We start from the raw sequence: 23326 nt of genomic DNA on the forward strand, positions 1-23326 counted from the left end.
GCCGGCTAGGCCCGGTCGAACTCGTCAGCGATCGCGTGCAGCAGCTGCGCGATCTTCGCGGCGGATTTCTTGTCCGGGTAACGACCGCGCTGCAAGGTCGGCTGCACGGAGGTCTCCAGCACCTTGATCATGTCCTCGATCATGCTGGCGGTCTCCTCGGCCGGCCGGCGACGCGCCTCGGCATCCCGCGCCGCCAGCGACGGCGGCGCGTCCAGGAGCTTCACGCCGAGCGCCTGAGCGCCCTTGCGGCTGTCCACCACGCCGAACTCGATCCGCTGACCCGTTTTCAGCTCGGTGACCCCCGCCGGCAGCGCACCCTTGGGCAGGAACACGTCGCCGCCCTCATCACTGGTGACGAATCCGAATCCCTTCGTCGCGTCGTACCACTTCACTCGACCCGTGGGCACCGCTGACCTCAACTTCACTCAATGGACACAACCGCTCACGGGGAGCCTATCCAGCTCCAGGCCCGGACCCAACTGCAATCTCATCCAGCAGGGCTGGGAAGGCGGTCAAGTCGGACAGTACGTACGTGGCGCCGGCCCGCCACAGCTCATCGGCCGAGCACGGGCCGGTGGTCACGCCGATGCCCGGCACCCCGGCCGTGCGAGCGGCGACCATGTCCGCCGTGTGATCACCGACATACCACCCCACACCGTGCTCCACCAGGGCGGATGCCTTGCCCTCGGCGAACAGGTCACCGGCGAGCTCGTCGTACCCCATACCGAGATGGTCGAGATGCAACTGCGCCAGCCGGCCCAGTTTCGAGGTGACCACGACGACCCGCAGACCGGCCGCACGAACCGCGGCGAGCACCTCGACGGCTCCCGCGGCCGGGACGGTCGGCTCGATCGCGAAGTCCGGGTAGAGCGCGCGGTACGTGACGACGGCTTCCTCGACGTCCTCGGCCGGGAACCAGTGACTCAACTCGGTCCGCAACGGCGGGCCGAGACGGGTGACCGCGAGATCGGCGTCGACGAAGACGCCGGTCCGCTCGGTCAGCGCCAGGTAGGCCTCCCGGATCCCGGGCCGGGAGTCGATCAGGGTCATGTCCAGGTCGAAACCGACAGCGCCGGTCATCACCGGCACCGGCCGGCGGCTGTGCCGGCCGTCACTGACCGTGGGACTCGTGGTACCGCAGGCTCTCCACCGGCAATGGGAAGGTCTGGTCGTCGCCGAACGGCGACGGCGCGGCAGCCCGGTCCGAGACCAGCTCCGAGACGTGCATGTGACCCTTCATGTCGACACCGGGAGCCGCGCCACCGCGGGTCTTCTTCACCTCGGTGCCCGGCATCTTGCCCTCTGTCGCCACGTTCGGTCCCTCCTCTGATCGGGGTCCGGCCACGCCCGGACCCGTCACCATCGTCCCATGAACGTTAGCGTTGAAGACGATGGCCACCACATTTGCGGATCAACTCCGGTCGCTGCCCGACGAGGCGCTGGGCGCACTCCTTCAGCTGCGCCCTGACCTGGTCGTTCCGGTGCCCGCCGACATCTCGGCGCTGGCCGTCCGCGCGCAGTCGCGCGGATCGGTCGCCCGCTGCCTGGACGGGCTGGACGAGTTCACCCTGACGATCCTCGACGCCGCCCGGGTGACCCGGGCCGCGGACACCGCTCTGACCTCCGTGGACGCCATCCTGGAGCTGGCCTCGAGCGTGGCCGCGGACGATGTGCGGATCGCGATCGACCGGCTGCGGGCGCGGTTCCTGCTGCACGGCCCGCCGGAGGCGCTGCAGCTGGTCAGCGCGGTCGACGAGGTGACTTCGCCGTACCCGGCCGGCCTGGGCCGCCCCGCCGACTACCTCGACCCGCACGCCGCCGCCCTGGTCGCCGACCGCGCCCGCCTGCGCCGCACGGTGCTGGCCGCGCCGCCGGGCGCCCGCGCCGTGCTCGACCGGCTCGCCGCCGGCCCACCGGTCGGGTCGCTGAGCCGGAACGCGGCCGACCGCGTCGACGGGGGCGTCGCCGAGCCGATCCGCTGGCTCGTCGAGGAGCACGTGCTGGTGCCGATCTCCGAGGCCGGCCGGGCCCCGCGCGCCGACGGCGAGCTGGTCGAGCTGCCCCGCGAGGTGGGGCTGCTGCTGCGGCGCGACACCGGGCCGCTGGGCGCGCTGCGGCCGTTCCCGCCGATCCCCGAGGCGACCGTCCGCGACCTGAAGGCCGTCGACTCGGCCGGCGCCGGGCAGACGATGGAGGCGGTCCGGGCCGCCGAGGCGGTGCTGGAGTCGCTCGCGGCCGAGCCGGCCCCGGTGCTCAAGACCGGCGGGCTGGGCGTGCGGGACCTAAAGCGGCTGGCCCGGGCCGCCGGCGTCGACGAGGTCGGTGCGGCGCTGCTGGTCGAGGTGACGTATGCGGCCGGGCTGCTCGGCGAGTCCGAGACCTCGGTGCACCGAGCGCCGGGCGCGGTGCAGGACATCTTCCTGCCCACCGCGGCGTACGACCTGTGGCGCGCGACCGGCATGGCCCACCGCTGGACCGTCCTGGCCCGTGCCTGGCTGACCATGACCCGTCAGCCCGGCCTGGTCGGCAAGCGGGACGAACGGGACCGGCCGATCAACGCGCTGGCCCCGGACGCCGAGCGGGCGGGTGCGCCACAGGCCCGGCGCGAGGCCCTCGACGCGCTGGCCGACCTGGAACCCGGCTCGGCGCCCGCGGTCGACGATCTGCTGGCGTTGCTCGCCTGGCAGGCGCCGCGGCGGGCACGTGGACGCGAGCTCGGGCACCGGGACGGGTACACGGGGGCCGCTGCTCTCGGGATCACCGGGCTCGGGGCCGTCACGTCGTACGCGCGGCTGTTGCTCACCGATCCCGAGCTGACCGAGGACGATCCGCTGGGCCTGCACCCGGAGGAAGCCCCCGCTGACGCCGTACGGGCCCTGGACGTGCTCCTGCCCGCGCCGGTCGACCACATCCTGGTGCAGGCCGACCTGACCGTGGTCGTGCCCGGCCCCCCGGAGCCGGAGCTGGCCGGTGAGCTGGAAGTGATCGCCGAGCCCGAGTCGGTCGGCGGGGCCAGCGTCTTCCGGATCACCCCGGCCAGCGTCCGGCGGGCGCTGGACGTCGGTTACACCGCCACCGACCTGCACGCCGTGTTCCGCCGGCGGTCCCGCACGCCGGTGCCGCAGACCTTGGAGTACCTGATCGACGACGCCGCCCGCAAGCACGGCGGGCTGCGCACCGGCTCCGCCGGGTCCTACCTGCGCAGCGACGACGAGGCGCTGATCGCCGAGGTGCTCAGCGATCGGCGGCTGACCGTTCTCGACCTGCGCCGGATCGCGCCGACCGTGCTGGTCAGCCCGCGCCCGGTGGCCCGGCTGCTGGGCGCGCTGCGCGAGGCCGGGTTCGCCCCGGTCGCCGAGGACGCGGGCGGCGCCGCCGTCCTGACCAGGCCGAAAGCGCGGCGCGCGCCGTCCCGGACGCCGCGCGTCGCCGAGCCGGCCGGGCCGCCGACACTGGTCGGGCCACGCCTGGCCGGCGTCGTCGAGCAGTTGCGCCGCGGCGACATCGCGACCCGGGCGGCCCGGCGCGCGCCGGTGACCGTGCGGGCCGCTCAGGGCCAGGCGGTGCCCGGGCTGACCGCCGTGCAGCAGCACAGTCAGGCGATGGCGGTGCTGCAACAGGCCGTACGGGACCGGGCGAGGGTCTGGGTGGGATATGTGGACTCGCACGGCGCGACGCTGTCCCGGCTGGTCCGGCCGGTGTCGCTGAGCGCGGGCTATCTGCGGGCCGAGGACGAGCGGGGCGAGAGCCTGCACACGTTCGCCCTGCACCGGATAACCGCGGCCGTCACCGAGGAGTAAGTCCGCAAGGGGGATCTTTTCTGCCGGGCCGTGAACGTCCCCGTCGCGTCACGACCCGGCCGGGAGCGGGACGAGATCCGGCCGAGTGCGAGGCCGGCCGGATCCCACCCCACATCCGGTTACACGCGCCGGCGCGCGGAAACGTTGCACCCGACTTCCGTGGCACACTGAATGGTTGGCTTTTTCCGTTCGGTGAAGGACATTCGTGTGACCAACGGACCACTGATCGTGCAGTCGGACAAGACCCTGCTCCTCGAGGTCGACCACCCGGACGCGCAGGCCTGCCGGATGGCGATCGCTCCGTTCGCCGAGCTCGAACGGTCGCCGGAACACGTCCACACGTACCGGCTGACCCCGCTCGGGCTGTGGAACTCGCGCGCCGCCGGCCACGACGCGGAGAGCGTGGTCGACGCCCTGATCAAGTTCTCGCGCTACCCGGTGCCGCACGCGCTGCTGGTCGACGTCGCCGAGACGATGGATCGTTACGGGCGGCTGCAGCTGCTCAACGATCCGGTGCACGGGCTGGTCCTGCGCGGGCTCGACAAGATCGTCCTGCTCGAGGTGTCGAAGTCGAAGAAGCTGGCCGGGATGCTCGGCGCGCGTGTCGACGACGAGACGATCGCGGTGCACGGCTCCGAGCGCGGCCGGCTCAAGCAGGCGCTGCTCAAGCTCGGCTGGCCGGCGGAGGACCTGGCCGGTTACGTCGACGGCGAGGCCCACGAGATCGACCTGGCGCAGGACGGCTGGACGCTCCGGTCGTACCAGCAGGAGGCGGTCGACGGTTTCTGGGCGGGCGGCTCCGGCGTCGTCGTGCTGCCCTGCGGCGCGGGAAAGACCCTGGTCGGCGCGGCGGCGATGGCGACCGCGAAGGCCACCACCCTGATCCTGGTGACCAACACGGTCGCCGGCCGGCAGTGGAAGCGGGAGCTGATCGCCCGCACGTCGCTGACCGAGGACGAGATCGGGGAGTACAGCGGCGAGCGCAAGGAGATCCGGCCGGTCACCATCGCGACGTACCAGGTGCTCACGTCCCGCCGCGGCGGCGCGTTCACCCATCTGGACCTGTTCGGCGCGCGGGACTGGGGCCTGGTCATCTACGACGAGGTGCACCTGCTCCCGGCGCCGATCTTCCGCTTCACCGCCGACCTGCAGGCCCGTCGCCGGCTCGGGCTGACCGCGACCCTCGTCCGGGAGGACGGCCGTGAGGGCGACGTCTTCTCGCTGATCGGCCCGAAGCGCTACGACGCCCCGTGGAAGGACATCGAGGCACAGGGCTGGATCGCCCCCGCCGAGTGTGTCGAGGTGCGGGTCACGCTGACCGAGGCGGAACGGATGGCGTACGCGGTGACCGAGGCCGAGGAGCGTTACCGTGCCGCCGCCACCGCCCGGACCAAGCTGCCCGTGGTGAAGGCTCTCGTCGACAAGCACCCCGACGAACAGGTGCTGGTCATCGGCGGCTTCCTCGACCAGTTGCACACCCTCGGGGAGTATCTTGACGCGCCGATCGTCGAGGGCTCGACCACGAACAAGGAGCGTGAGCGGTTGTTCGACGCGTTCCGGTCGGGGGAGCTGCGTACGCTCGTCCTGTCGAAGGTCGGGAACTTCTCCATCGACCTGCCGGAGGCGGCGGTGGCGATCCAGGTTTCCGGCACGTTCGGCTCCCGGCAGGAGGAGGCGCAGCGGCTCGGCCGGGTGCTGCGGCCCAAGGGCGACGGGCGGCAGGCGCACTTCTACACGGTGGTGTCCCGCGACACCATCGACACGGAGTATGCGGCGCACCGCCAGCGCTTCCTCGCCGAGCAGGGCTACGCCTACAAGATCGTGGACGCCGACGACGTGCTCGGCCCGCCGCTGCCGCAGGTCGACTGAGGCGTGCTCCGGCCCGCCGAGGCGAGGCCGGAACGGGCCGCATGCCGGAACGCGGCCTACCGCGCTGAGGGGGGCGTCGCCGGGGATGGCGCGGCCGGCGCGGCCGGCGCCACCGTCGCCTCGGCCGGCTGCGGCGCCTGCTCACCGCCCCGGGCCAGAGCGAGGAAGCCGCAGATGAAGATCAGGAAGCCCACGATCCCCAGCACCACGACGAGCACGAGGCCGGTCTTCGCCCCGCGCGCCGGCTTCGCGGGCGCGGGCGGCGACGAAACCCCGAACGGCTGCTGGGCCCCGAACGGCTGCTGCGCGTCGGGCGGCACCGTGGCGAAGGGCGGCGGGTAGGCCGCCGGCGGCACATAGGGGCCCGGCGGCGGAACCGACGCGGCCATCCGCGGCGCCCCGGCCTCCTCATAAGCCGCCGCGGCCACCACCTCCGGGCTCCCCAGCCGCTCGAGGATCTCGATCAGCTGCTCCTCGGTCTGCACGTTGCGCTCGGTCCGCTCGGTCGCGATGTGCGCGGCCAGGTCGGCCAGCAGCTCCCGGCGCTGCAGCAGCGGCAGGCCGCTCAGCCGCAGGTCGATCTCGTGCAGGTATTCACCGACCAGGTCGGGCTGGTTGGGCTTCATGCGATCTCACCGGTTCCCACGAGACGGTCGACGGTCTGACGGAACGACACCCATTCGGTGCGGAAGTGCTCGAGCGCGGACCGCCCGGCCGGGGTGAGGCTGTAGTAGCGCCGGGGCGGGCCGCTGGGTGACTCCGCCCACTTGCTGTCCAACATGCCGCCCCGGCGCAACCGGGACAGCAGCGGATAGATCGTGCCCTCGGTCGCGGCGAGCGTCTGCTCCTCGGCGAGCCGCCGGACGATCTCGGTGCCATAGCGGTCCTCGAACTCCACCATCGCGAGCACGCAGAACTCCAACGTCCCGCGCCGGAGCCCGGAGGCCAACTGCGCTCCCTCTGCCATGCGCAACAGAGTACCTTGCGCCGCAAGGTACGTTCGCCTACCGCCTCCAGAGCCGGGCGATCCCAATCCCCACCAGGGCGCCGACGGTGTTGTGCAGGACGTCGACGGCATCACCACCGCGACCGATGAACGCCTGCCACAGCTCGATGCCGAAGGCCAGCGCGGCCAGCGCCGCGAGCACGACGAACGGCCGCGGCCAGAGCCGCGCGGCCAGCAGACCCAGCGGCAGGAAGAGGCCGAGGTTCGCGATCTTCTCGCGACTGGTTCCAAAACCATCGATCACGTACGCGGGGTCAGCGAACCCGCCCAGATACGACCGCATGCCGCTCAGGGAGGGCCGCAGCTCCCCGGTCGTCGTGGTCGCCGCCAGCACCGCCCCGAGCGTCAGCACGAACAGCACGCCGAGGCGCCTGTGCCCGGGGCTGAGCCGCGTCCCGATCGGCCAGGCCACCAGCACAGCGACCCCGAGCAACACCAACAGCCGCGGCTGGCTCACCACCGCCCAGACGACCCCCGAGTCCAGCACCCCGCCAGCCAATCAGACCGGGGCCACCCACAGACGAAACCGCCCCGGGCACGTGGCCCGGGGCGGTCAGCGGTTCGATTCAGCCGCGGCGGTAGGTGCGGGTGGTGGTGGAGACGTAGTTGCCCGCCCGGTCGTACGCGCGAAGCTGCATCTTGAAGGTCTTGCCGTACTTCGCCGTGTTGATCGAGAAGGCGTAACCGGCCCGGTAGTCGGTGGCCACGAGCTTGCCGTTGATCAGCAGCTGGACCTTGGCGACGCCGTTCTTGTCGCTCGCGGCGGCCGTGACGGCGACCTTGCCCTTGACCTTTGCCAGGTTCTTCGGCGCCTTGGTCAGCTTCAGCCCCGGCCGCGTGTTGTCCACGATCACCGTGCGGGACGCGAGCGACTCGTTGCCCAGCTTGTCCACATACCGCCAGGTGAACGTCAGCGGGCCGTCCTTCGTCGGGTAGATCGCGAGACCCGCGGGCGCGTTGGCGATGCTCGGCAGCCCGACGAGTTCCGCGTCGACGAGTTCGGAGGGATCCTCGACCCTGCTGTCGGTTACGAAGTACGAGCCGCGGACCAGCGCGTTCTGCGCCGGCGTGAGCGATGTGACCACCGGGCCGGTCCGGTCGATCGTCACCGGGAACACCTTGCTGGTGGTCTGGTCGAGTGCGTCGGTGGCACGGATCTCGACGGTGGCGGACGTCCGCGTCGAGGCCCGGTCGTCCCAGTTCAGGGTGGAGCCGGTCGACTTCAGCTCGCCGTCCACGTACCACTCGGTCTTCCGCAGCGTCTGATCGGTGGCGGTGGCGGTCAGCGTGCCGACCGGGCCGATCGTGGCGCCCGCCGTGGTGACCTTGACGTTGATCGGGACCCCGCTCACGACGGGCCCCCGGCTGTAGGCCACGTCGGAGATCACCGGCGGGGTGTCGTCGATGTCGTAGGTGGCACCGGCATAACCGACGTTGCCGTTGGCATCGGTCATCCGCACGTTGATGAACTCCGCGCCGGGCACGGTGGTCAGGTTGAAGGTCCACGGCGCCTCGGTGCGGACGTCCAGGTCCTTACCGGTGCTGGTGCTGTACAGAGCGACCTTCGCGATGTCCGCCGGCAGGTCACTCACCGTGACCTTGAGCGGTCCGCTGTGCATCACCGTCAGGGTCGCCGGGGAGATCGTCCCGGTCGGCACGTGCACGTCGGCGATCACCCGGACGGTCTTCTCGGCGACGTTCCCGGCCGCGTCGTAGGCCAGCAACGTGATCTCCGCCGGCGTGCCGTCCGGCACGCTCAGGAGGTCCGCCGAGGCACGCATGCCGGTCTTGGCGACCGAGAACTTGCGGCTGTGCGCGCCGTCAACGAGCGTCTCCAGCGTGACCACACCGGTGTCGTCATGCACCCTCGGCACGAACGGCGTTGTCGCCCGGGTGTAGATCTGGCCCTCGGTCAGGCCGATGCTGTCGATCACCGGTGCGGTGGTGTCGGCCGGAGCGTCGTCGGCAAGAGCCGGCGAGCCCGCGGTAAGGATCAAGGAACTGGACAGTGCCGCGATCGCGGCAGCGCGAAGCGTCTTCAACGCCGCATCCCCCATGGCGAGAACAATGCGACGACGGTACGGCGCCGGATCGACGGTGTCCACCAGCGAAGAGATAAAAGTTGATCACGAAGTGGGCACGGCCGGGCCAGGGTTGCGCAGGCCGTCGAGGAGGTCGCCGAGCTCCTCCGCGCGCTCCAGGGCCTCGGACGCGGAAAACTGGCGGGCCTCGGCATCGCCGGTGGCCATCGCCTCGGTCTCCTCCCAGGTCAGTGGGGTCGAGGCGGTCGGCGTCGCGCCGGCCCGCAGCGAGTACGGCGTCACCGTCGTCTTCGCCGCGTTGTTCTGACTCCAGTCGATGAAGATCTTGCCGGGCCGCAGTTGCTTGGCCATCTTCGCGGTGATCGACCCGGGCACGAGTCTCGCCAGTTCCTCGGCGACCCGCTTGGCGTAGCCGGAGACCACCACCGCGTCCTGCGTCCCGGAGATCGGGCAGCAGAGTTGCATCCCTTTCTTGCCCGAGGTCTTCGGGTACGCCGTGATCCCGTCCTCCGCGAGCCGATCCCGCATCAGCACCGCCACCGCCCCGCACTCACGCAACCCTGCCGGCGCCCCGGGGTCGAGGTCGACGACGAGCATGTCCGGCTCCGCCCCGATCCGCCACTGCGGGGTGTGCAGTTCGATCGCCGCGAGGTTGGCCAGCCAGACCAGTGTCGGCAACTCGTCGACGACGACGTAGTCGATCGTCTCCCGGCTCTTGGTGGAGCCCGGCGCCGGCAGGGTCTCCAGACGCACCCAATCCGGCGTACCGGCCGGCTTGTTCTTCTCGAAGAAATGCACCCCGTCGACGCCGTTGGGGAAACGGATGCGGGTCACCGGCCGGTCACGCAGGTGCGGCAGCAGGACCGGGGCGATCCGGGTGTAGTAGTCGATGACCTCACCCTTGGTGAATCCGGCCGCCGGGAACAAGACCTTGTCCAGGTTGGACAGCTCCAGGTCCCGGTCCTCCAGCCGCACCACGAATCGGTCAGGCATCGTCGGAACACTCCTCCGGCGACTTGTCGTCACGCAACCGGAGGAACCGCGGGAAGCGGAGCCGACGGTCGGGCGTCTGGTTGCCGTAGCGAATCTCGGCCACGAGCTCAGGTCGTACCCAATGCGCGCCTTTGGCATCCTCGCGGGGCACCGCGCCGGCGGCGAACGGCGAATCCGTGGTGGCGAGCGGCGCCAGCCGGGAGAGCAGTTCCTTCTCGGCCGCCGCGCCGATGCCGCCACCGACGCGCCCGCGGAAGGCGAGACCGTCCGGGGTCGGCACACCGATCAGCATGCCGCCCAGTTTGCGGGCACCGGGCCGCCAGCCGCCGATCACGTAGTCGCCGGTCCGGTCGAACTTGACCTTGACCCAGTCCGGCGAGCGCTGGCCGGGCAGGTAGACGGAGTCGGAGCGTTTGGCCATCACGCCCTCGAGACGGTTCTCCCGGGCCGCGGCCGCGGTCGCCGCGCCGTCGCCGAACGACGGCGGCACCATCCAGCACGACCCGGCCAGGTCCAGCTCCTCCAGGCGTTCGCGGCGGGCCAGGTAGGGCAGGCCGGTGTAGTCGATGCCGTCGAGATAGAGCAGGTCGAAGATCAGGTAGGTGGCCGGGAGGGTGACGGCGAGCCGCGCGGCGCGGTTCTTGTCCCGCACGTGCATGCGTTCCGCCAGCGCGGTGAAGGAGGGCCGCCCGTCCGCGTCGAAGCAGACCATCTCGCCGTCGAGCAGTGTCCCCTCAGGCAGCTGCAGGCCGGCGATCTCCGGGTACGCCGCCGTGACCACCGCACCCGACCGCGCGAACAGCTGTGGCGCACCGCCGCCGAACAGCGCGAGAACGCGAACCCCGTCCCATTTGAACTCATAGCTCCAGTCCGCGCCCACGGGCAACTCGCCCGTGGTCGCGAGCATCGGGGACAGCGGCGATCCCGTCACCCGATCACCATAGGCAAAAGCGTTCACCTTACGCAGGCGTCTCACTAATGCCATCCTGATCAGGTGCCGTCAGTCCGTCATTGGAGTTGATCATGCGAGCGATCTGGAAAGGTGCGGTTTCGTTCGGTCTGGTGTCGATCGCGGTACGCCTGTTCTCCGCCACCGAGGAGAAGGACATCCGCTTCCACCAGGTCCATCGCACCGACGGCGGGCGGATCAAGTACCAGCGCACCTGCTCGGTCGACGGCGAGGTGGTCAGTTTCGACGACATCGCCAAGGGTTACGACATCGGCGGCGGGGAAATGGTGATCTTGACAGATGACGATTTCGCCGAGCTCCCGCTGAGCACGTCCCGCGCCATTGACGTGCTGGAATTCGTGCCGGCCGAGCAGATCGACCCGATCCTGTTCGCCAAGGCGTACTACCTGGAGCCGGACGGGCAGGCCGCGAAGCCGTACGTGCTGCTCCGCGACGCCCTGCGGGACGCCGACCGGGTTGCCATCGTCAAGATCGCCCTCCGGCAGCGGGAGCAGCTCGCCACCCTGCGGGTCCGCGACGACGTGCTCGTGCTCAACACCATGCTCTGGCCGGACGAGGTGCGCACCCCCGAGTTCGGCTTCCTCGACGACGACATCGAGACCCGGCCGGCCGAGCTGGCGATGGCGAGCTCGCTGATCGACTCGATGGCCGCCGACTTCCAGCCGGACGAGTTCACCGACAACTACCGGGCGGCGCTGCAGGAGGTCATCGACGCCAAGGTGGAGGGCCGTGAGGTGGTCCAGCCGGAGGAGGCCGAGGAGGCTGCACCGGCCGCGATCGACCTGATGGCGGCCCTCAAGGCGTCGGTCGAGCGGGCCAAGAAGGCGCGCGGCGAGACCGTCGAGGAGAAACCGGCGGCGAAGACCGCGGCAAAACCGGCCAAGAAGGCCGTGAAGAAGGCCACACCCGCGAAAAAAGCCGCGAAGGCCGCCACACCCCGCGCCACGAAGGCGGCGAAGAAGTCGGCATAAGTAGTCTCGTTCCGTGGCATTGACATGGGCTGAGTCGTACCTGGGCAAGGTGCGCGCGAGCGTCGGCGACACCGACACGATCTTCTTCGTCGGCGCGCGCACCGTGGTGCTCGACGAGCAGGGCCGGCTGCTGCTGATCCAGCGCTCGGACAATCACCGCTGGGCGATCCCGGCCGGGGCGATGGAGCTCGGCGAGAGCATGGAGGACTGCGCCGTTCGCGAGCTCTGGGAGGAGACCGGGCTCAAGGCGACGTCCCTCACGCCGTACGCGTTCTACACCGCCTACACGTACACCAACGACTACGGCCACACGTACCAGCAGGTCCTGATGTCGTTCGTGGTGCACACCTGGGAGGGCGAGCTGCTCCGGCAGACCGACGAGAGCGTGGACGCCGGCTGGTTCGCCCTCGACGACCTGCCCGGCCCGAAATCGTTCGTGCTGGACGAGGCGCTGGCCGACCTGGAGACGTTCAACACAACCGGTCGCCTGGTGATGAAGTAGCCGCCTTCGGCAGGATTGCTGATCATGGCCGACCGTAAACGCCGACTGAGCGTGGATCTCACCCCGTTACGTACGTCCCGGGACTTCCGGCTCGTCTTCCTCAGTGGCGCGGTGACCAGTTTCGGGTCGTTCATCAGTTACGTCACCATTCCGTACCAGGTGGCGAAGCTGACCGACGACCCGCTGATGGTCGGCCTGATCGGGGTCTGCGAGCTGGCCCCGATCCTGATCATGGCGTTCGTCGGTGGCGCGCTCGCCGATTACCTCGACCGGCGCCTGCTGGTCCGGGGCAGCGAGGCAGCGCTCGCGCTGATCTGCGGGCTGCTGCTGATCAACTCGCTCTCCGACGAGCCGCACCTGTGGCTGCTCTACGTCTGCGCATTCCTCACCGCCGCGTTCGCCGGCCTGCAACAGCCGGCCATGGGCGCGATGCTGCCCCGGCTGGTGAAACCCGAGGAACTGCCGGCCGCGATGGCGCTGAAGTCGCTGAGCATGCAGTTCTCCCAGCTCATCGGGCCTTCCCTGGCCGGCATTCTGATCGCCACCATGGACCTGGCCTGGGTCTACACGTTCGACCTGCTCACGTTCGCGGTCTCGCTGGTCCTGCTGACCATGGTCAAGGCCGTGCCGCCGCCCCCGGCCGCCGATCGCCCATCGCTGAGCAGCGTGGTCACCGGCCTCAAGTACGCCAAGTCGCGCCCCGAGTTGCTCGGCACGTACCTGGTCGACATCAACGCGATGTTCTTCGGCATGCCCTCCGCGCTCTACCCGTTCCTGGCCGACCGGCTCGGCGGCCCCGAGGTGCTCGGCCTGCTCTACGCCGCGCCGGCGGTCGGCTCGATGCTGGCCACCGTCGGTTCCGGCTGGACCGAACGGGTGCACCGGCACGGCCTCATGGTGATCATCGCGGCAGCGTTCTGGGGCGTCGGGATCGTCGGCGTCGGCCTGTCCCACATGCTCTGGCTGACCCTGTTCTGCCTGGCCTTCGCGGGTGCCGCCGACATGGTCTCGGGCCTGTTCCGCATGATCATCTGGAACCAGACCATCCCCGACCACCTGCGCGGACGCCTCGCCGGGATCGAGATGCTCTCCTACACCACCGGCCCGCTGCTGGGTCAGCTCCGTTCGGGCCTGATGGCCCGCACGTCACTGGGCGTCGGCGGGTCCATCTGGGTCGGCGGCGCGCTCTGCGTGGCCGGCAGTCTCGCGCTGGCCGCCGTGCTGCCGAAGTTCGTCCGCTACGACGGCGAGCACGGCCTGGCCCTCAAACAGGCCGCCGACGCGGAGTGGGCGGCCTCGGCGGAAGCTCGGGCGGCCTCCGCCGGATAGCGCGCGGGAGCTCAGCCCAGAGCGGGCACCAGCACCTGCTCGCACCACGTGCGGAACGTCGTCGGCGTCGTGGTGCGCGGTGTCCGCGGCTCGGCGCTGTCCAGGCCGGCCGCCTTGGCCGCCATCATCTCGGCCATCCCGCGCGCGACCGCCTCGGACATCCCCGCCTGGGCGACCAGACTCTCCCGGAACGCGTCCATCGGCACGTGCTGGAAGCGGATCGGCCGCCCGAGCACCTCGGTGAGGATGCGCGCCTGGTCCTCGTTCGACAGGTCCTCCGGCCCGAGCACCGGAACCTCCTCGAACCCGGTCCAGCCGTCGTCGAGCAGCTCACGCGCGGCCACCGCGGCGATGTCGCGGGTGGCGCACGTCGGCAGCCGGAGGTCACCGGGGATCGGCGAGAAGAACATCCCGTTCCGCAGCGCGCCGACCTGCCCGAGCAGGTTGTCCATGAAGGACGGCATGGTCAGCGCGCGGTAGGCCACACCGCCGGCCGCGATCCGGTCGTCCATCTCCAGCGAGTAGGTGACGTGCCCGGCGTTCGCCGCCCACGGCGTGCCGCGGCCGAGCGCGGAGACCCCGACGACCCGGGACACACCCCGCTTGGTGAACGCGGCCAGCGCCGGCGCCACGAAGTCGAGGTAGACGCTGCGCAGGTCGTCGGTCCGGTCGTTCGGCGGCGCCAGCCAGAAGACCGCCTCGGCTCCGTCGAACGCGCTGTTCACGACGTCCGCGTCGCCGTGCGAGCCGCGCACGACCTCGACGCGGTCACGGACCTCCGGCCGGATCCGGCTCGGGTCACGGGCGATCACGCGGACCTCGGCGCCACCGTCGAGCAGCCGGTCGAGCAATTGCGATCCGATGGTGCTGGTGGGCGCGGTGACAACGATCATGACGATTTACCCCAATTTCCCGGTACGGGTGACTTGCTGATCAGTCAACCGCTGAGCTCGCCGATCGTGAAGGACCGATTCGGGCGCGATTGATACCGTGGCGGTATGAGTGACCTGGAAGTGCGGCAGCTCCGGTACTTCGTCGCCGTCGCCGAGGAGTTGCATTTCGGCCGTGCCGCCGCGCGCCTCGGCATGGCCCAGCCCCCGCTGTCGCGGGCGATCAAGGAGCTGGAGCGGCAACTCGGCGTCCCGTTGCTGGAGCGCACGACCCGTCAGGTCACCCTCACCCCGGCCGGCGAGTCCCTGCTCCACGACGCCCGCGTCGCGCTGGACGCGATCACGGCAGCCGCCCGCCGGGCCCGCAACCTCGGCCACCCCCGACCGGCGCTGCGCGTGGCCCTGAAGGCGGACTACGACGCCGGCATGCTCCCCCGGATCCTCGAGGAGTTCCGCCGCGATCCGGCCGCACTCCCGGCCGAGGTGCTGCTCGGCGGCCGTGGCGACCAGGTGGCCGCGCTGCGCGACGGGCGGGCTGACGTGGCGTTGCTGCCGGCCCCGTTCGACGATCGCGGCCTGGATGCCGAGCCGCTGCTGACCGAGCCCCGATTGGCCGCGCTGCCGGCGAACGATCCGCTCGCCGCGCACACCGAGTTGCGCCTGGCCGACTTCGCCGGGCGCACCCTGCCGAACGGCGCGCCCGCCGACCGGCCGGACGCCGGCGACGTCACGCCGGCCCGCCAGCTCGACCTGTCACAGATCTTCAACCTGATCGAGATCGGCAGCATGGTGCTGTTCACGCCGGGCTCGGTGGCCCGCCGGCATCAGCGTTCGACGATCGCCTACCGCCCGGTGCGTGACCTGACGCCGAGCACCCTGATGGTGGCCTGGCCGCAGGAGAGTCACTCCCCCGCGGTCGCCGCTTTCGTCCGGATCTGCGCCTTGGTGGCCGCCTCCACCTCGGATCAGCCGACAGGCAACCTGCAGCATGGCACTCTGTCTGCTGGCGATCAGCCGGATGGCGTGCTTGACTTGTTTCACAGAGCTACGCGGGCGGATGCGGCTACACGAGCAGATGCGTAGTGGGGAGCAGTTCGGCACCCGGCGGCAACCGGGTGCCGGTTCCATTTCCGGGGTCCATTCGATCAGGGCGCGTTCGGGTGCGGGCGGCAAACCGCACCCGGCGTGCGGTTGTCACTACCGTGCGCTTGCATCGGCTGTTCTGATAGGACAGTAATAGGAGTTGACCCCTGCGGGCGCCCGCCCGCCGATCACCACGATGAAGGACACATGCCTGAGGGCGATTCACCCACCGTCGCACGCCGGCGCGTCCGGCTCGCGATCCGCGTGGCGCGCGAGCAGGCCGACCTGACCCAGGCCCAGGTCGCCGAGGAGATGGAATGGTCCCTCAGCAAGGTCATCCGGATCGAGAACGGCGATGTGTCGATCTCTCCGAACGATCTGCGGCCGCTGCTGTCCTACCTCGGCGTCAAGGACAAGTCCGCCGTCGCCGCGCTGGTCGCCGACGCGCGCATCGCCCGCACCCGGCAGCGGCAGGCCTGGTTCCAGACCCCCGAGTTCCGGGAGAACCTGACCGACGCCACGCGCAAGCTGATCGAGTATGAGCACGAGGCGTCACGGATCAAGTCGTACGCGATCTACTACGTCCCCGGGCCGCTGCAAACTCCGGACTACGCGAAAGCGCTGATGACCCGGTTCGAGGAGGAGTTGACCCCCGACCAGATCAGCCGCCGCATCGAGGCCCGCAAGCTGCGCCGGGAGTCGCTGCTCAGCCGGGCCGAGTCCGGCGAGGTGACCATCCTGGTGATGCTGGACGAGTCAGTGCTGCGGCGCACCATCGGCGGCCCCACGATCTTCGCGGCACAACTTCGTGAGCTGCGCGAGCTGATCGCCAAGGGCACGATCACCGTGCGGATGGTGCCGTTCTCCCTGGACGCCGCGGTCACCAACAACGCCAGCTTCGACCTGCTCACCCTGGGCGAGGGTGAGGTCCTCTACCGGGAGACCGGGCTCGGCGACGAGATGCTGGAGGACCGGGACGCCACCGGCAAGCACCGCGCGCGTTACGCGCGGGTGTGGGAGGAGGTGGCCGACGAGGCGACCACGCTCGCCTTCATCGACCGCCAGATCGGCCTGCTCGAGAATCCGGCGTGAGCCGCCGTCTTCGCTGTCAGTACTCGCGGGCTCCGGTGGCAGCGCGGGCGAACGCCGGGGTGTGGCCGTTGGCGAGCTGACCGGCGAACCAGGCGCCGAAGATCGCGAGGGCGAGAGCGAGGACCTCGATCAGGAACACGCCACCGCCGGCGACCCGATCGGTCGCCCGCACCCGGACCATCATGATCACCGCGAACGCGACGAGCACCCCGAGGTTGATCAGCGTGCGCAGCGCGCCCAGCCGGCGGGCCTGGGGGCGGCGCAGGAACATCACGTCGGCCGCGCTTGCCACGGCCACCAGTGTGCCGATGACCAGACCCGCGACGATGTTCCAGTAGGCCAGCGCGCCAAGAATGGTAGGACCACCGAGCAAATCGGCGAGATCGAACAAAACGGCCATCGCGAACAGGCCCAGCGGGAACATGATCAGCACGGGTTGCACCGTCTGCCCCGCGACACTCAATCGGCTCTCCATCCGGATTCGCCCTTCCTACCTGCGAAAACGCAGGATTGTCGCGGCTTCATCGGTTGGCTTGCCCGGTACTTCCAGCGATGAAACTCCATCGACGGTGCCGAGTGCCACACGTCCGGTCCGTCGCCGGGTTCCCCGTAATCTGCAACATGGCAGTTAGCCCTGTGGCGGAGCGATACGTGGCGTGCTTCACTGAGCGTAGAGCACCAAGGGCGGAGTTGGAGGGAGAGACAAAACAACGGCACCCGGCGGCAAACGGGTGCCGTTGTCCTCTCTCTTCAACACCTATCCCACTGTCCGACGTTCCCATCGCGACCGTTCAGTGCTTCATGAGCGAGTCCAGTGCTTCACGAGCGAGGCGGGTTGGCTCCAGCGCCAATGGTGTCCCGGTCTTCTCCTCCTCGCAAGGTAACGCGAGAAGGAGTGCGCCATGAGCACACGCGGCCTACGCACCTACTACCTCGGGTCGGACGCTGAAGTCACCGAAGCGCTCTTCACCTGGCACACGTCCCCGGAATCACTGAGCTTCGCCGTCGCCGAACTCCGGCACGTCGGGCTGGTGCAGACCCCGGCGCGGACCCGCCCCTACGCTCCCCACCTCGCCGCCGGCGCGCTGCTCTCGGTCGCCGCCGGATGGACCCTGCTGGCGAATCCGACACTCTATGTAATCGCTTTCCTGGCGATCGCCGGTCCGGTCCTGGCCTACTTCTGGCGTCTGCCACGGCGCTGGGAACTCCACGCGCAGTACCACGGCACCGCTGTCGTGCTCTATTCGTCCGCCGACGTGCGCGTCTTCAATCAGGTCGGCCGGGCGTTGCGCCGGGCCATGGAAGACGGCCGTCGTACTCCTTGGGGTTATGGATTGGCCGCGGCCTGACCGCTTCGGATGGAATTTCCTAACGGGTGACCCCGGCAAATCCAGCCAAAACCCCACCCGCCGACTTTCGTTCTGATAAGACGGTACTAGGATGTCCGCGACCTCGCTGGTTGCCACTTCGCACTCAGCGAGGTAGCAAAGTGACTAGGGCTCCATCGCAGACTCGGTTCGACCACTTCAACGATGAAGGTCCCATGGCTGAGGGTGACACACCCACTGTCGCGCGTCGGCGCGGCCGGCTCGCGTTCCGCGGAACGCGTGACCGAGCCGCTCTCCCGTCGTTCCGGGACACATCGTCGGCCGGCGCCTCGGTCGCGGAGATCCGAAACGTCCCGTCCGATTGCGACGCGACGGTCACCAGCAATGCCAGTTCCGGCCCTCTCGCCGCAGGCGGGAGGGCAACGCTGTGCCGGGAGACCCGAATCGGTGACGGAATGAATCAAGACCGAGAAGCCATCGCGAAACAACGCGCACGTGCCAATGCGGTCTGGCACGAAGCCGCTGACGATAAAGACATCATCTTGATGCGGCAGCAGCGAACGGCCCGGGAGCACGGGAACCACAACCGGCCGCCTCGGGCCCATAGACAACCAATGAGCCCGCCCACTCACGGGCGCGGCGAGAAAACCGTGGAGAGTCCCCAGATGGAGAACATGAACGCGCCCGCATGGCGGAAGAGCAGCCGCTGCGGCACGTCGACCTGCGTCGAGGTCGCGAAGATCGACGACACCTACCTGGTCCGCGATTCCAAGAACCCCGAAGCCGCCGCCCTGTCCTTCACGAAGGCCGAATGGGACGCGTTCGTCGAGGGCGTCAGCGCGGGCGAGTTCCGTTTCTGAAGACTTCTGAGCGGCCCGCTCCGACAAGGAGCGGGTCCGTCAAAGTACTCGCAAATTACATATTTATATACTAATCCACGCCGCATAGCTCACAATTAGTGAGATAAGCGGCGTCCTTTCTTTTTCACTCATGCCGGTGACCTTCCGCATTCTTCGTCATCACTTACCGTGGAACCGAACCGTCACGGAGGTGCACAGACATGATCAAGATGACCGGTGAATCGATCTGGCGACGGAGCAGACGCTGCGCCAGCGGGGCCTGCGTCGAGGTCGCGAGGAACGGCGAGCGTTTCCTGATGCGGGACTCCAAGAATCCCGAGGGCGTTCCGCTGGACTTCGATCGGGACGCGTGGGAAGCCTTCCTGGCCGCAGTCAAGTCCGACGAGTTCAGCAACGCGTGAAACCGGCGCCACCGGAGCGCCTGGGTGCCGCGGGCCGAGCGCGGCATACTGCTCTGGTGGACGTCAACCGGCACGCCACCGAACCCGACCGCGTCACCACGTTGCACGAGGCGGCCGACACCCTGCTGGACGAGCTGACCGAGCGCTACCAGGTGGAGCGCCGGGAAAGCAAGGAGCCGCCCGGGCTCGACGAGGCGCTCGCGCGGACCGTCCGGCTCATCCCCCGCACCCCGGCGGCCGCGCCGCTGGGCATCCGGTTCACCGACTCCGGCCTGCACCTGCACTTCGGCCGGTGGTGGCGGGAAAGCCTGCCGCTGTGCGGGTGCGACGCCTGTGACGACGAACCCGGACAACTCGCCGAGCAACTGCGCAGCCACACGTCCGCGCTGGTCGAGGGCGGTCTGTGGGAGCGGGTCCGGCGCGGGCTGACCGGGTCCTGGTTCGAGGCCAGACTGATCGGCGCGGGCGTGCGCGCCGATCAGGAAGGCCCGCTCTCACAGGCCGGGGCCCGCGAGGCACGGCGGGGCGGATTCGCTGCCCCGGTGCAGTGGGGCCCATGGCAGGTGCGGGCCTGACCCCTTCCGTCGACCGGCAGCCGGCTCGACCTGCGCCGGCCGCCCCACCGGCAGCCGGCCGGGCCTGCGGCGGCCGTCAACCAGTAGCCGGCTGGGCCTGCGCCGGTCGGCTGCCGAGCAGACGCAGCGCCGCCTTCACCGCCGGCCGTCCCAGGGCGCCGGCCATCGAGAAGTCACCCCGGCAGAAGCCGCTGAACGCGCGCCAGCCGACCCCGCTGGACATCACGGTGTGCACCATCGACGGGTGCCGGGCGAAGACGCCGAGCAGGCGACGGCCGGCGACCATCTCGGGCTGGAGCTCGGCGGCGATCCTCAGGTCGTACGCGCAAAGCTCCTGATTGCCGGCAGCGACCTCGCCCGCCCACGACCCGGACCGGATCGCATAGCTGATGCCCTCGCGGGTCCACGGCTCGAGCAGGCCCGCGGCGTCACCGGCGACCAGCACGCGCCCCTTGCGCACCGGTGACGTGGCAGCACGGCAGCGCGTCAGGTGCCCGGAGTCGCGGAGCACCGTGCGGCCGGACAGTCCCAGGCGCTCGACGAAGTCGTGCAGGTAGCGCTTGGTGTCCGCGCCGCGGCCCTTCTCCATGATCACGCCGACGGTCAGCTCGTCACCCTTCGGGAAGAGCCAGCCGTACGACCCCGGGAACGGCCCCCAGTCCAGCAGCACCCGTCCCCGCCAGCGCTCCTGATCCTCCGGCGTGGCCGCCAGCTCGACCTCCAGGCCGAGGTCCTGCTGCTCGAAGACGACACCGACGTGCCGGCTGGTGACACCGGCCGAACCATCGGCGCCGATCGCGACCCGCGCGGTCACCGTCGCGCCGCTCGCCAGCGTGATCGTGACCCCGTCCTCGTCCTGCGACAGCGCGCGGACCTGGGTGTTCTGCCGGACGACAGCGCCCGCCCGCTTCGCCGCCTCGGCCCAGGCGTGATCGAAGTCGTCGCGGCGGACCAGCGAGAGCAGCGGCTGCGCCGAGCTCCGGGTGAACTCGCGGCGCCCGTCCAGGGTGAACGTCAAGCTCGTGATGGTGTCCCGCACCGGCACCGTGGCCAGGCGTTCCGTGCTCAGCCGCAGCGAACTGCCGAGCAGACCGCCCCCACACGTCTTGTAGCGCGGATGCTCGGCCCGCTCCAGCACCACGACCCGCGCGCCCTCGGACGCGGCGGCGTGCGCGGCCGCGAGCCCGGCGGGACCCGCCCCGATCACCGCGACGTCCCACTCCGGCTCCACCAGCACGGAAGGATTCTAGAGCCCGGTAGCCTCGGGGCAGTGATCACCACCAGCGACGGCGATCTGCGCGCCACCACCCGTGCGGTCTACCTCGCCTTCATCTTCCTGGGTGTGGCGATGGCCAGCTTCGCCGCCCGCATCCCGCAGATCCGCGACTCGCTCGGGCTCAGCCCCTCCCGGCTCGGTCTGGTGCTGCTGGCCACGGCGGTCGGCTCGATCACCTCCCTGCCGCTGGCCGGGCACATCGTCGGACGGTTCGGCTCGCGGCGGACGGTCACCGTGATGGCGCTGGTCCTCGGGGTGGCGATGAGCGCGGTCGGGGTCGGCTACCAGTTCGGGGTGCTGCCGGTCGTGATCGGGCTCTACGTCTACGGGTTCGCCACCGGCGCGTGGGACGTCGCGATGAACGTGCAGGGCGCGGTCGTCGAGCAGCGGCTCGGGCGGGCGATCATGCCGCGGTTCCATGCCGGGTACAGCGTCGGCACCGTGGCCGGGGCCCTCATCGGAGCCGGGGCGGTGGCCGTGGGGATCTCGGTCACCGTGCACATGGTGATCATGATTGCCGCGTCCGCGGTGATCGTCGCCGTCGCCGTGCAGCGATTCGGCCCGGACAGCACCGCCGAGGCCCCCGTCGAGGACAAGTCCGGCTTCATGCGGTTCTGGCGGGAGCCGCGCACGCTGCTGATCGGGGTGTTCGTGCTGGCCTTCGCGTTCACCGAGGGCGCCGGCATCGACTGGATCAGCATCGCGCTGATCGACGACTACGGAACCTCGGCATCGCTCGGGACGCTCGCCTTCGCCGTCTTCCTGGCCGCGATGACTATCGGCCGGTGGTACGGCCCGGGGCTGCTCGACCGGCACGGCCGGGTCCCGGTCGTCCGCGTGCTCGCCGTGATCGGGCTCGGCGGGCTGCTGCTCTTCGCGTTCGGCTCACACCCGGTGGCGGCGTTCGCCGGGGCGTTGCTCTGGGGTGTCGGCGCCTCGCTCGGCTTTCCCGTCGGCGTGAGCGCGGCGGCCGACGACCCGGCCAAGGCGGCGCCCCGGGTCAGCGTGGTCGCGTCGATCGGCTACATCGCGTTCCTCGGCGGGCCGCCACTGATCGGTTTCCTCGGTGACCACGTCACGGTGAGCCGGGGTCTGCTCGCCGTCGGCGTGCTGCTGATCCTCTCGATCCTGCTGTCGCCGGCGCTCGCCCCGATGCGCGCAGCGGCGGCGGCACCAGCCGGGTCACCGCCTCCGCCGGTCGCGAGCAGCTAAGTGGAAGTCGTATTCAACTTGGAATTCCTCTTCCGCTTGGCTACGGTCGTGACGTGACCGATGCCGTCCCTCCGCTGCGGCGCGACGCCGAACGCAACCGTCAGCTGCTGCTTCGTGCCGCGTACGAGCTCATGGCGGTCAACGGCCTGAACGTGCCGTACGAGGACATCGCCCGCGCCGCCGGCACCGGTATGGGCACGATGTACCGCCGCTTCCCTCAGCGGCAGGACCTGCTGGACGCCCTGTTCAGCGAACACATCGACACCGTCATCCAGCTGGCCGAGCAGGCCGCGGGGAACGAGGACGCCTGGGCCGGGCTCGCCTGGTTCCTCGAGCGGCAGCTCGAGATCGAGGCGCAGAGCCGTGGGCTGGGCGAGCTGCTCCGCAGCCGGAGCCAGGCCACCGCACTGGTGCAGCGGGCCCACGAGCGGATGACCCCGCTGGTCGCCGGCCTCATCGCCCGGGCCGTCCGCGCCGGCCAGCTCCCGCCCGGCGCGACCCCGGCCGACTTCGCCGCGGCGCACGTCATGGTCGGCAGCGTGATGGACGCCTCCCGGGATCACGCACCCCGGTTGTGGCGCCGCGCCTTGGCGGTCGCCCTGGCCGGTCTGCGCCATGCCGATCTGCCCGGCGACCCGCCGGACGAGACAGCCATCGACCTCCTCTACAACGACCACAGATGAAGGATCAGCTCCCCATGGCCCTGCCCGACGCACTGCTCGAAGTTCTCCACGCCAAGCCGATCTGCTTCGTGACCACCCTCATGCCCGACGGTTCGCCACAGATCTCCCAGACCTGGGCCGGCACGGACGGCGAACACGTCCTGATCAACACGGTCGACACGCACCAGAAAACCCGCAACATCAAGCGCGACCCCCGGATCGCCATCGGCGTCGCCGACCCGGCGGCGCCGTCGCGATACTGGGCGTTGCGCGGCCGGGTCGTGGACGCCACCACCGAGGGCGCCCGGGAGAGCATCGACGAGCTCTCCCAGAAGTACCTCGGCCGCCCCTACCCCGGCTTCGGCGGCAGCAGCGAGCAGCAGCGGGTCCTGCTCAAGATCGAGATCGACAAGGTGCACACGCCCTGAAGCGTGCGACAAAGGCTCACGGCCGGACGCCGACATG

At 70.2% G+C, this 23326-nt stretch carries 26 protein-coding genes; 14 read left to right on the forward strand and 12 right to left on the reverse strand.

All coding sequences use genetic code 11. The features are described from left to right. Positions 1-5: 5 nt before the first annotated feature. Genes Acy02nite_RS31430 through Acy02nite_RS31440 form a run of 3 tightly spaced genes read right to left on the reverse strand, consistent with a single transcriptional unit; the run spans position 6 to position 1312 of the window. Positions 6-407 (reverse strand): cold-shock protein, encoded by a 402-nt coding sequence (locus Acy02nite_RS31430; RefSeq protein WP_203748220.1) that lies wholly within the window; start codon positions 405-407, stop codon positions 6-8. Positions 408-453: 46 nt separating this feature from the next. Next, complete coding sequence (locus tag Acy02nite_RS31435; protein WP_203748223.1) at positions 454-1080, reverse strand: HAD family hydrolase; 627 nt, start codon at positions 1078-1080, stop codon at positions 454-456. Between the two features lie 31 nt (positions 1081-1111). Further along, positions 1112-1312: a hypothetical protein gene (locus tag Acy02nite_RS31440; protein WP_203748226.1), complete on the reverse strand. Its 201-nt coding sequence runs from the start codon at positions 1310-1312 to the stop codon at positions 1112-1114. 79 nt (positions 1313-1391) lie between these two features. Here Acy02nite_RS31440 and Acy02nite_RS31445 point away from each other — a divergent pair, with 79 nt between their 5' ends. Together Acy02nite_RS31445 and Acy02nite_RS31450 are read left to right on the forward strand one after the other, a co-directional pair. Then, positions 1392-3800 carry a helicase-associated domain-containing protein gene (locus Acy02nite_RS31445; RefSeq protein ID WP_203748229.1) on the forward strand — a complete coding sequence of 803 codons (2409 nt, stop codon included), beginning with the start codon at positions 1392-1394 and terminating at the stop codon, positions 3798-3800. Between the two features lie 207 nt (positions 3801-4007). Continuing rightward, positions 4008-5669: a DNA repair helicase XPB gene (locus tag Acy02nite_RS31450; protein WP_203748233.1), complete on the forward strand. Its 1662-nt coding sequence runs from the start codon at positions 4008-4010 to the stop codon at positions 5667-5669. A gap of 56 nt (positions 5670-5725) precedes the next feature. On the opposite strand, the gene Acy02nite_RS31455 is transcribed toward Acy02nite_RS31450, so the two are convergent. From Acy02nite_RS31455 to ligD (Acy02nite_RS31480), 6 genes are all read right to left on the reverse strand, one after another. Then, positions 5726-6295 (reverse strand): HAAS signaling domain-containing protein, encoded by a 570-nt coding sequence (locus tag Acy02nite_RS31455; RefSeq protein ID WP_203748236.1) that lies wholly within the window; start codon positions 6293-6295, stop codon positions 5726-5728. Continuing rightward, complete coding sequence (locus Acy02nite_RS31460) at positions 6292-6636, reverse strand: PadR family transcriptional regulator (protein ID WP_203748238.1); 345 nt, start codon at positions 6634-6636, stop codon at positions 6292-6294. Before Acy02nite_RS31460 ends, Acy02nite_RS31455 begins: the two co-directional genes overlap by 4 nt. A gap of 37 nt (positions 6637-6673) precedes the next feature. Continuing rightward, entirely contained in the window at positions 6674-7036 is a 363-nt protein-coding gene (locus Acy02nite_RS31465; protein WP_203748241.1) for a VanZ family protein, read from the reverse strand. Positions 7037-7241: 205 nt separating this feature from the next. Further along, positions 7242-8780 carry an Ig-like domain-containing protein gene (locus Acy02nite_RS31470; protein WP_203748244.1) on the reverse strand — a complete coding sequence of 513 codons (1539 nt, stop codon included), beginning with the start codon at positions 8778-8780 and terminating at the stop codon, positions 7242-7244. 21 nt (positions 8781-8801) lie between these two features. Beyond that, positions 8802-9710, reverse strand: a complete 909-nt coding sequence (gene ligD, locus Acy02nite_RS31475) for a non-homologous end-joining DNA ligase (protein WP_203748247.1) — start codon at positions 9708-9710, stop codon at positions 8802-8804. Beyond that, positions 9703-10641, reverse strand: a complete 939-nt coding sequence (gene ligD, locus Acy02nite_RS31480) for a non-homologous end-joining DNA ligase (RefSeq protein WP_425548223.1) — start codon at positions 10639-10641, stop codon at positions 9703-9705. Before ligD (Acy02nite_RS31480) ends, ligD (Acy02nite_RS31475) begins: the two co-directional genes overlap by 8 nt. 92 nt (positions 10642-10733) lie before the next feature. On the opposite strand from ligD (Acy02nite_RS31480), the gene ku reads away from it, so the two are divergent. From ku to Acy02nite_RS31495, 3 genes are read left to right on the forward strand one after another with little or no spacing between them, the layout of a single operon-like run. Further along, the gene (gene ku / locus Acy02nite_RS31485; RefSeq protein WP_203748263.1) at positions 10734-11651 is read left to right on the forward strand and encodes a non-homologous end joining protein Ku; all 918 of its coding nucleotides are present in this window, start codon (positions 10734-10736) and stop codon (positions 11649-11651) included. Positions 11652-11664: 13 nt separating this feature from the next. Then, a complete protein-coding gene (locus Acy02nite_RS31490) occupies positions 11665-12153 on the forward strand; it encodes an NUDIX domain-containing protein (RefSeq protein WP_203748266.1) in 489 nt (162 codons plus the stop codon). 24 nt (positions 12154-12177) lie between these two features. Continuing rightward, positions 12178-13482: an MFS transporter gene (locus Acy02nite_RS31495; protein ID WP_203748268.1), complete on the forward strand. Its 1305-nt coding sequence runs from the start codon at positions 12178-12180 to the stop codon at positions 13480-13482. Positions 13483-13493: 11 nt separating this feature from the next. On the opposite strand, the gene Acy02nite_RS31500 is transcribed toward Acy02nite_RS31495, so the two are convergent. Next, a complete protein-coding gene (locus Acy02nite_RS31500; protein WP_203748271.1) occupies positions 13494-14375 on the reverse strand; it encodes an NAD(P)H-binding protein in 882 nt (293 codons plus the stop codon). 105 nt (positions 14376-14480) lie between these two features. Between Acy02nite_RS31500 and Acy02nite_RS31505 the strand changes: the two genes are divergently transcribed. Both Acy02nite_RS31505 and Acy02nite_RS31510 read left to right on the forward strand, forming a co-directional pair. Continuing rightward, on the forward strand, positions 14481-15455 hold the full coding sequence (locus tag Acy02nite_RS31505; RefSeq protein ID WP_203748274.1) for a LysR family transcriptional regulator: 975 nt from the start codon (positions 14481-14483) through the stop codon (positions 15453-15455). A gap of 207 nt (positions 15456-15662) precedes the next feature. Next, on the forward strand, positions 15663-16547 hold the full coding sequence (locus Acy02nite_RS31510; RefSeq protein WP_203748290.1) for a helix-turn-helix domain-containing protein: 885 nt from the start codon (positions 15663-15665) through the stop codon (positions 16545-16547). A gap of 16 nt (positions 16548-16563) precedes the next feature. Here the strand turns inward: Acy02nite_RS31510 and Acy02nite_RS31515 are convergent, their stop codons facing one another. After that, on the reverse strand, positions 16564-17022 hold the full coding sequence (locus Acy02nite_RS31515; protein ID WP_203748293.1) for a DUF2231 domain-containing protein: 459 nt from the start codon (positions 17020-17022) through the stop codon (positions 16564-16566). Positions 17023-17449: 427 nt separating this feature from the next. On the opposite strand from Acy02nite_RS31515, the gene Acy02nite_RS31520 reads away from it, so the two are divergent. The 4 genes from Acy02nite_RS31520 to Acy02nite_RS31535 all read left to right on the forward strand — a co-directional run bounded on the left by Acy02nite_RS31520 (position 17450) and on the right by Acy02nite_RS31535 (position 19711). After that, on the forward strand, positions 17450-17896 hold the full coding sequence (locus tag Acy02nite_RS31520) for a DUF6232 family protein (RefSeq protein WP_203748296.1): 447 nt from the start codon (positions 17450-17452) through the stop codon (positions 17894-17896). A 644-nt stretch (positions 17897-18540) separates the two neighbouring features. After that, a complete protein-coding gene (locus Acy02nite_RS31525; protein ID WP_203748299.1) occupies positions 18541-18735 on the forward strand; it encodes a DUF397 domain-containing protein in 195 nt (64 codons plus the stop codon). Positions 18736-18935: 200 nt separating this feature from the next. Then, positions 18936-19136: a DUF397 domain-containing protein gene (locus Acy02nite_RS31530; RefSeq protein WP_203748302.1), complete on the forward strand. Its 201-nt coding sequence runs from the start codon at positions 18936-18938 to the stop codon at positions 19134-19136. Positions 19137-19192: 56 nt separating this feature from the next. Then, positions 19193-19711, forward strand: a complete 519-nt coding sequence (locus tag Acy02nite_RS31535) for a DUF6226 family protein (protein ID WP_239175394.1) — start codon at positions 19193-19195, stop codon at positions 19709-19711. A gap of 76 nt (positions 19712-19787) precedes the next feature. On the opposite strand, the gene Acy02nite_RS31540 is transcribed toward Acy02nite_RS31535, so the two are convergent. Then, a complete protein-coding gene (locus Acy02nite_RS31540) occupies positions 19788-20948 on the reverse strand; it encodes a geranylgeranyl reductase family protein (protein ID WP_264653347.1) in 1161 nt (386 codons plus the stop codon). 33 nt (positions 20949-20981) lie between these two features. Here Acy02nite_RS31540 and Acy02nite_RS31545 point away from each other — a divergent pair, with 33 nt between their 5' ends. The 3 genes from Acy02nite_RS31545 to Acy02nite_RS31555 are packed head-to-tail and all read left to right on the forward strand — an operon-like array spanning position 20982 to position 23289. Beyond that, complete coding sequence (locus Acy02nite_RS31545; RefSeq protein WP_239175395.1) at positions 20982-22199, forward strand: MFS transporter; 1218 nt, start codon at positions 20982-20984, stop codon at positions 22197-22199. Between the two features lie 53 nt (positions 22200-22252). Next, complete coding sequence (locus tag Acy02nite_RS31550; protein ID WP_239175396.1) at positions 22253-22882, forward strand: TetR/AcrR family transcriptional regulator; 630 nt, start codon at positions 22253-22255, stop codon at positions 22880-22882. 14 nt (positions 22883-22896) lie between these two features. Further along, complete coding sequence (locus Acy02nite_RS31555) at positions 22897-23289, forward strand: PPOX class F420-dependent oxidoreductase (protein WP_203748308.1); 393 nt, start codon at positions 22897-22899, stop codon at positions 23287-23289. Positions 23290-23326: the final 37 nt, after the last annotated feature.

It is taken from the genome of Actinoplanes cyaneus, assembly GCF_016862095.1.
Classification (GTDB): Bacteria; Actinomycetota; Actinomycetes; order Mycobacteriales; family Micromonosporaceae; genus Actinoplanes; species Actinoplanes cyaneus.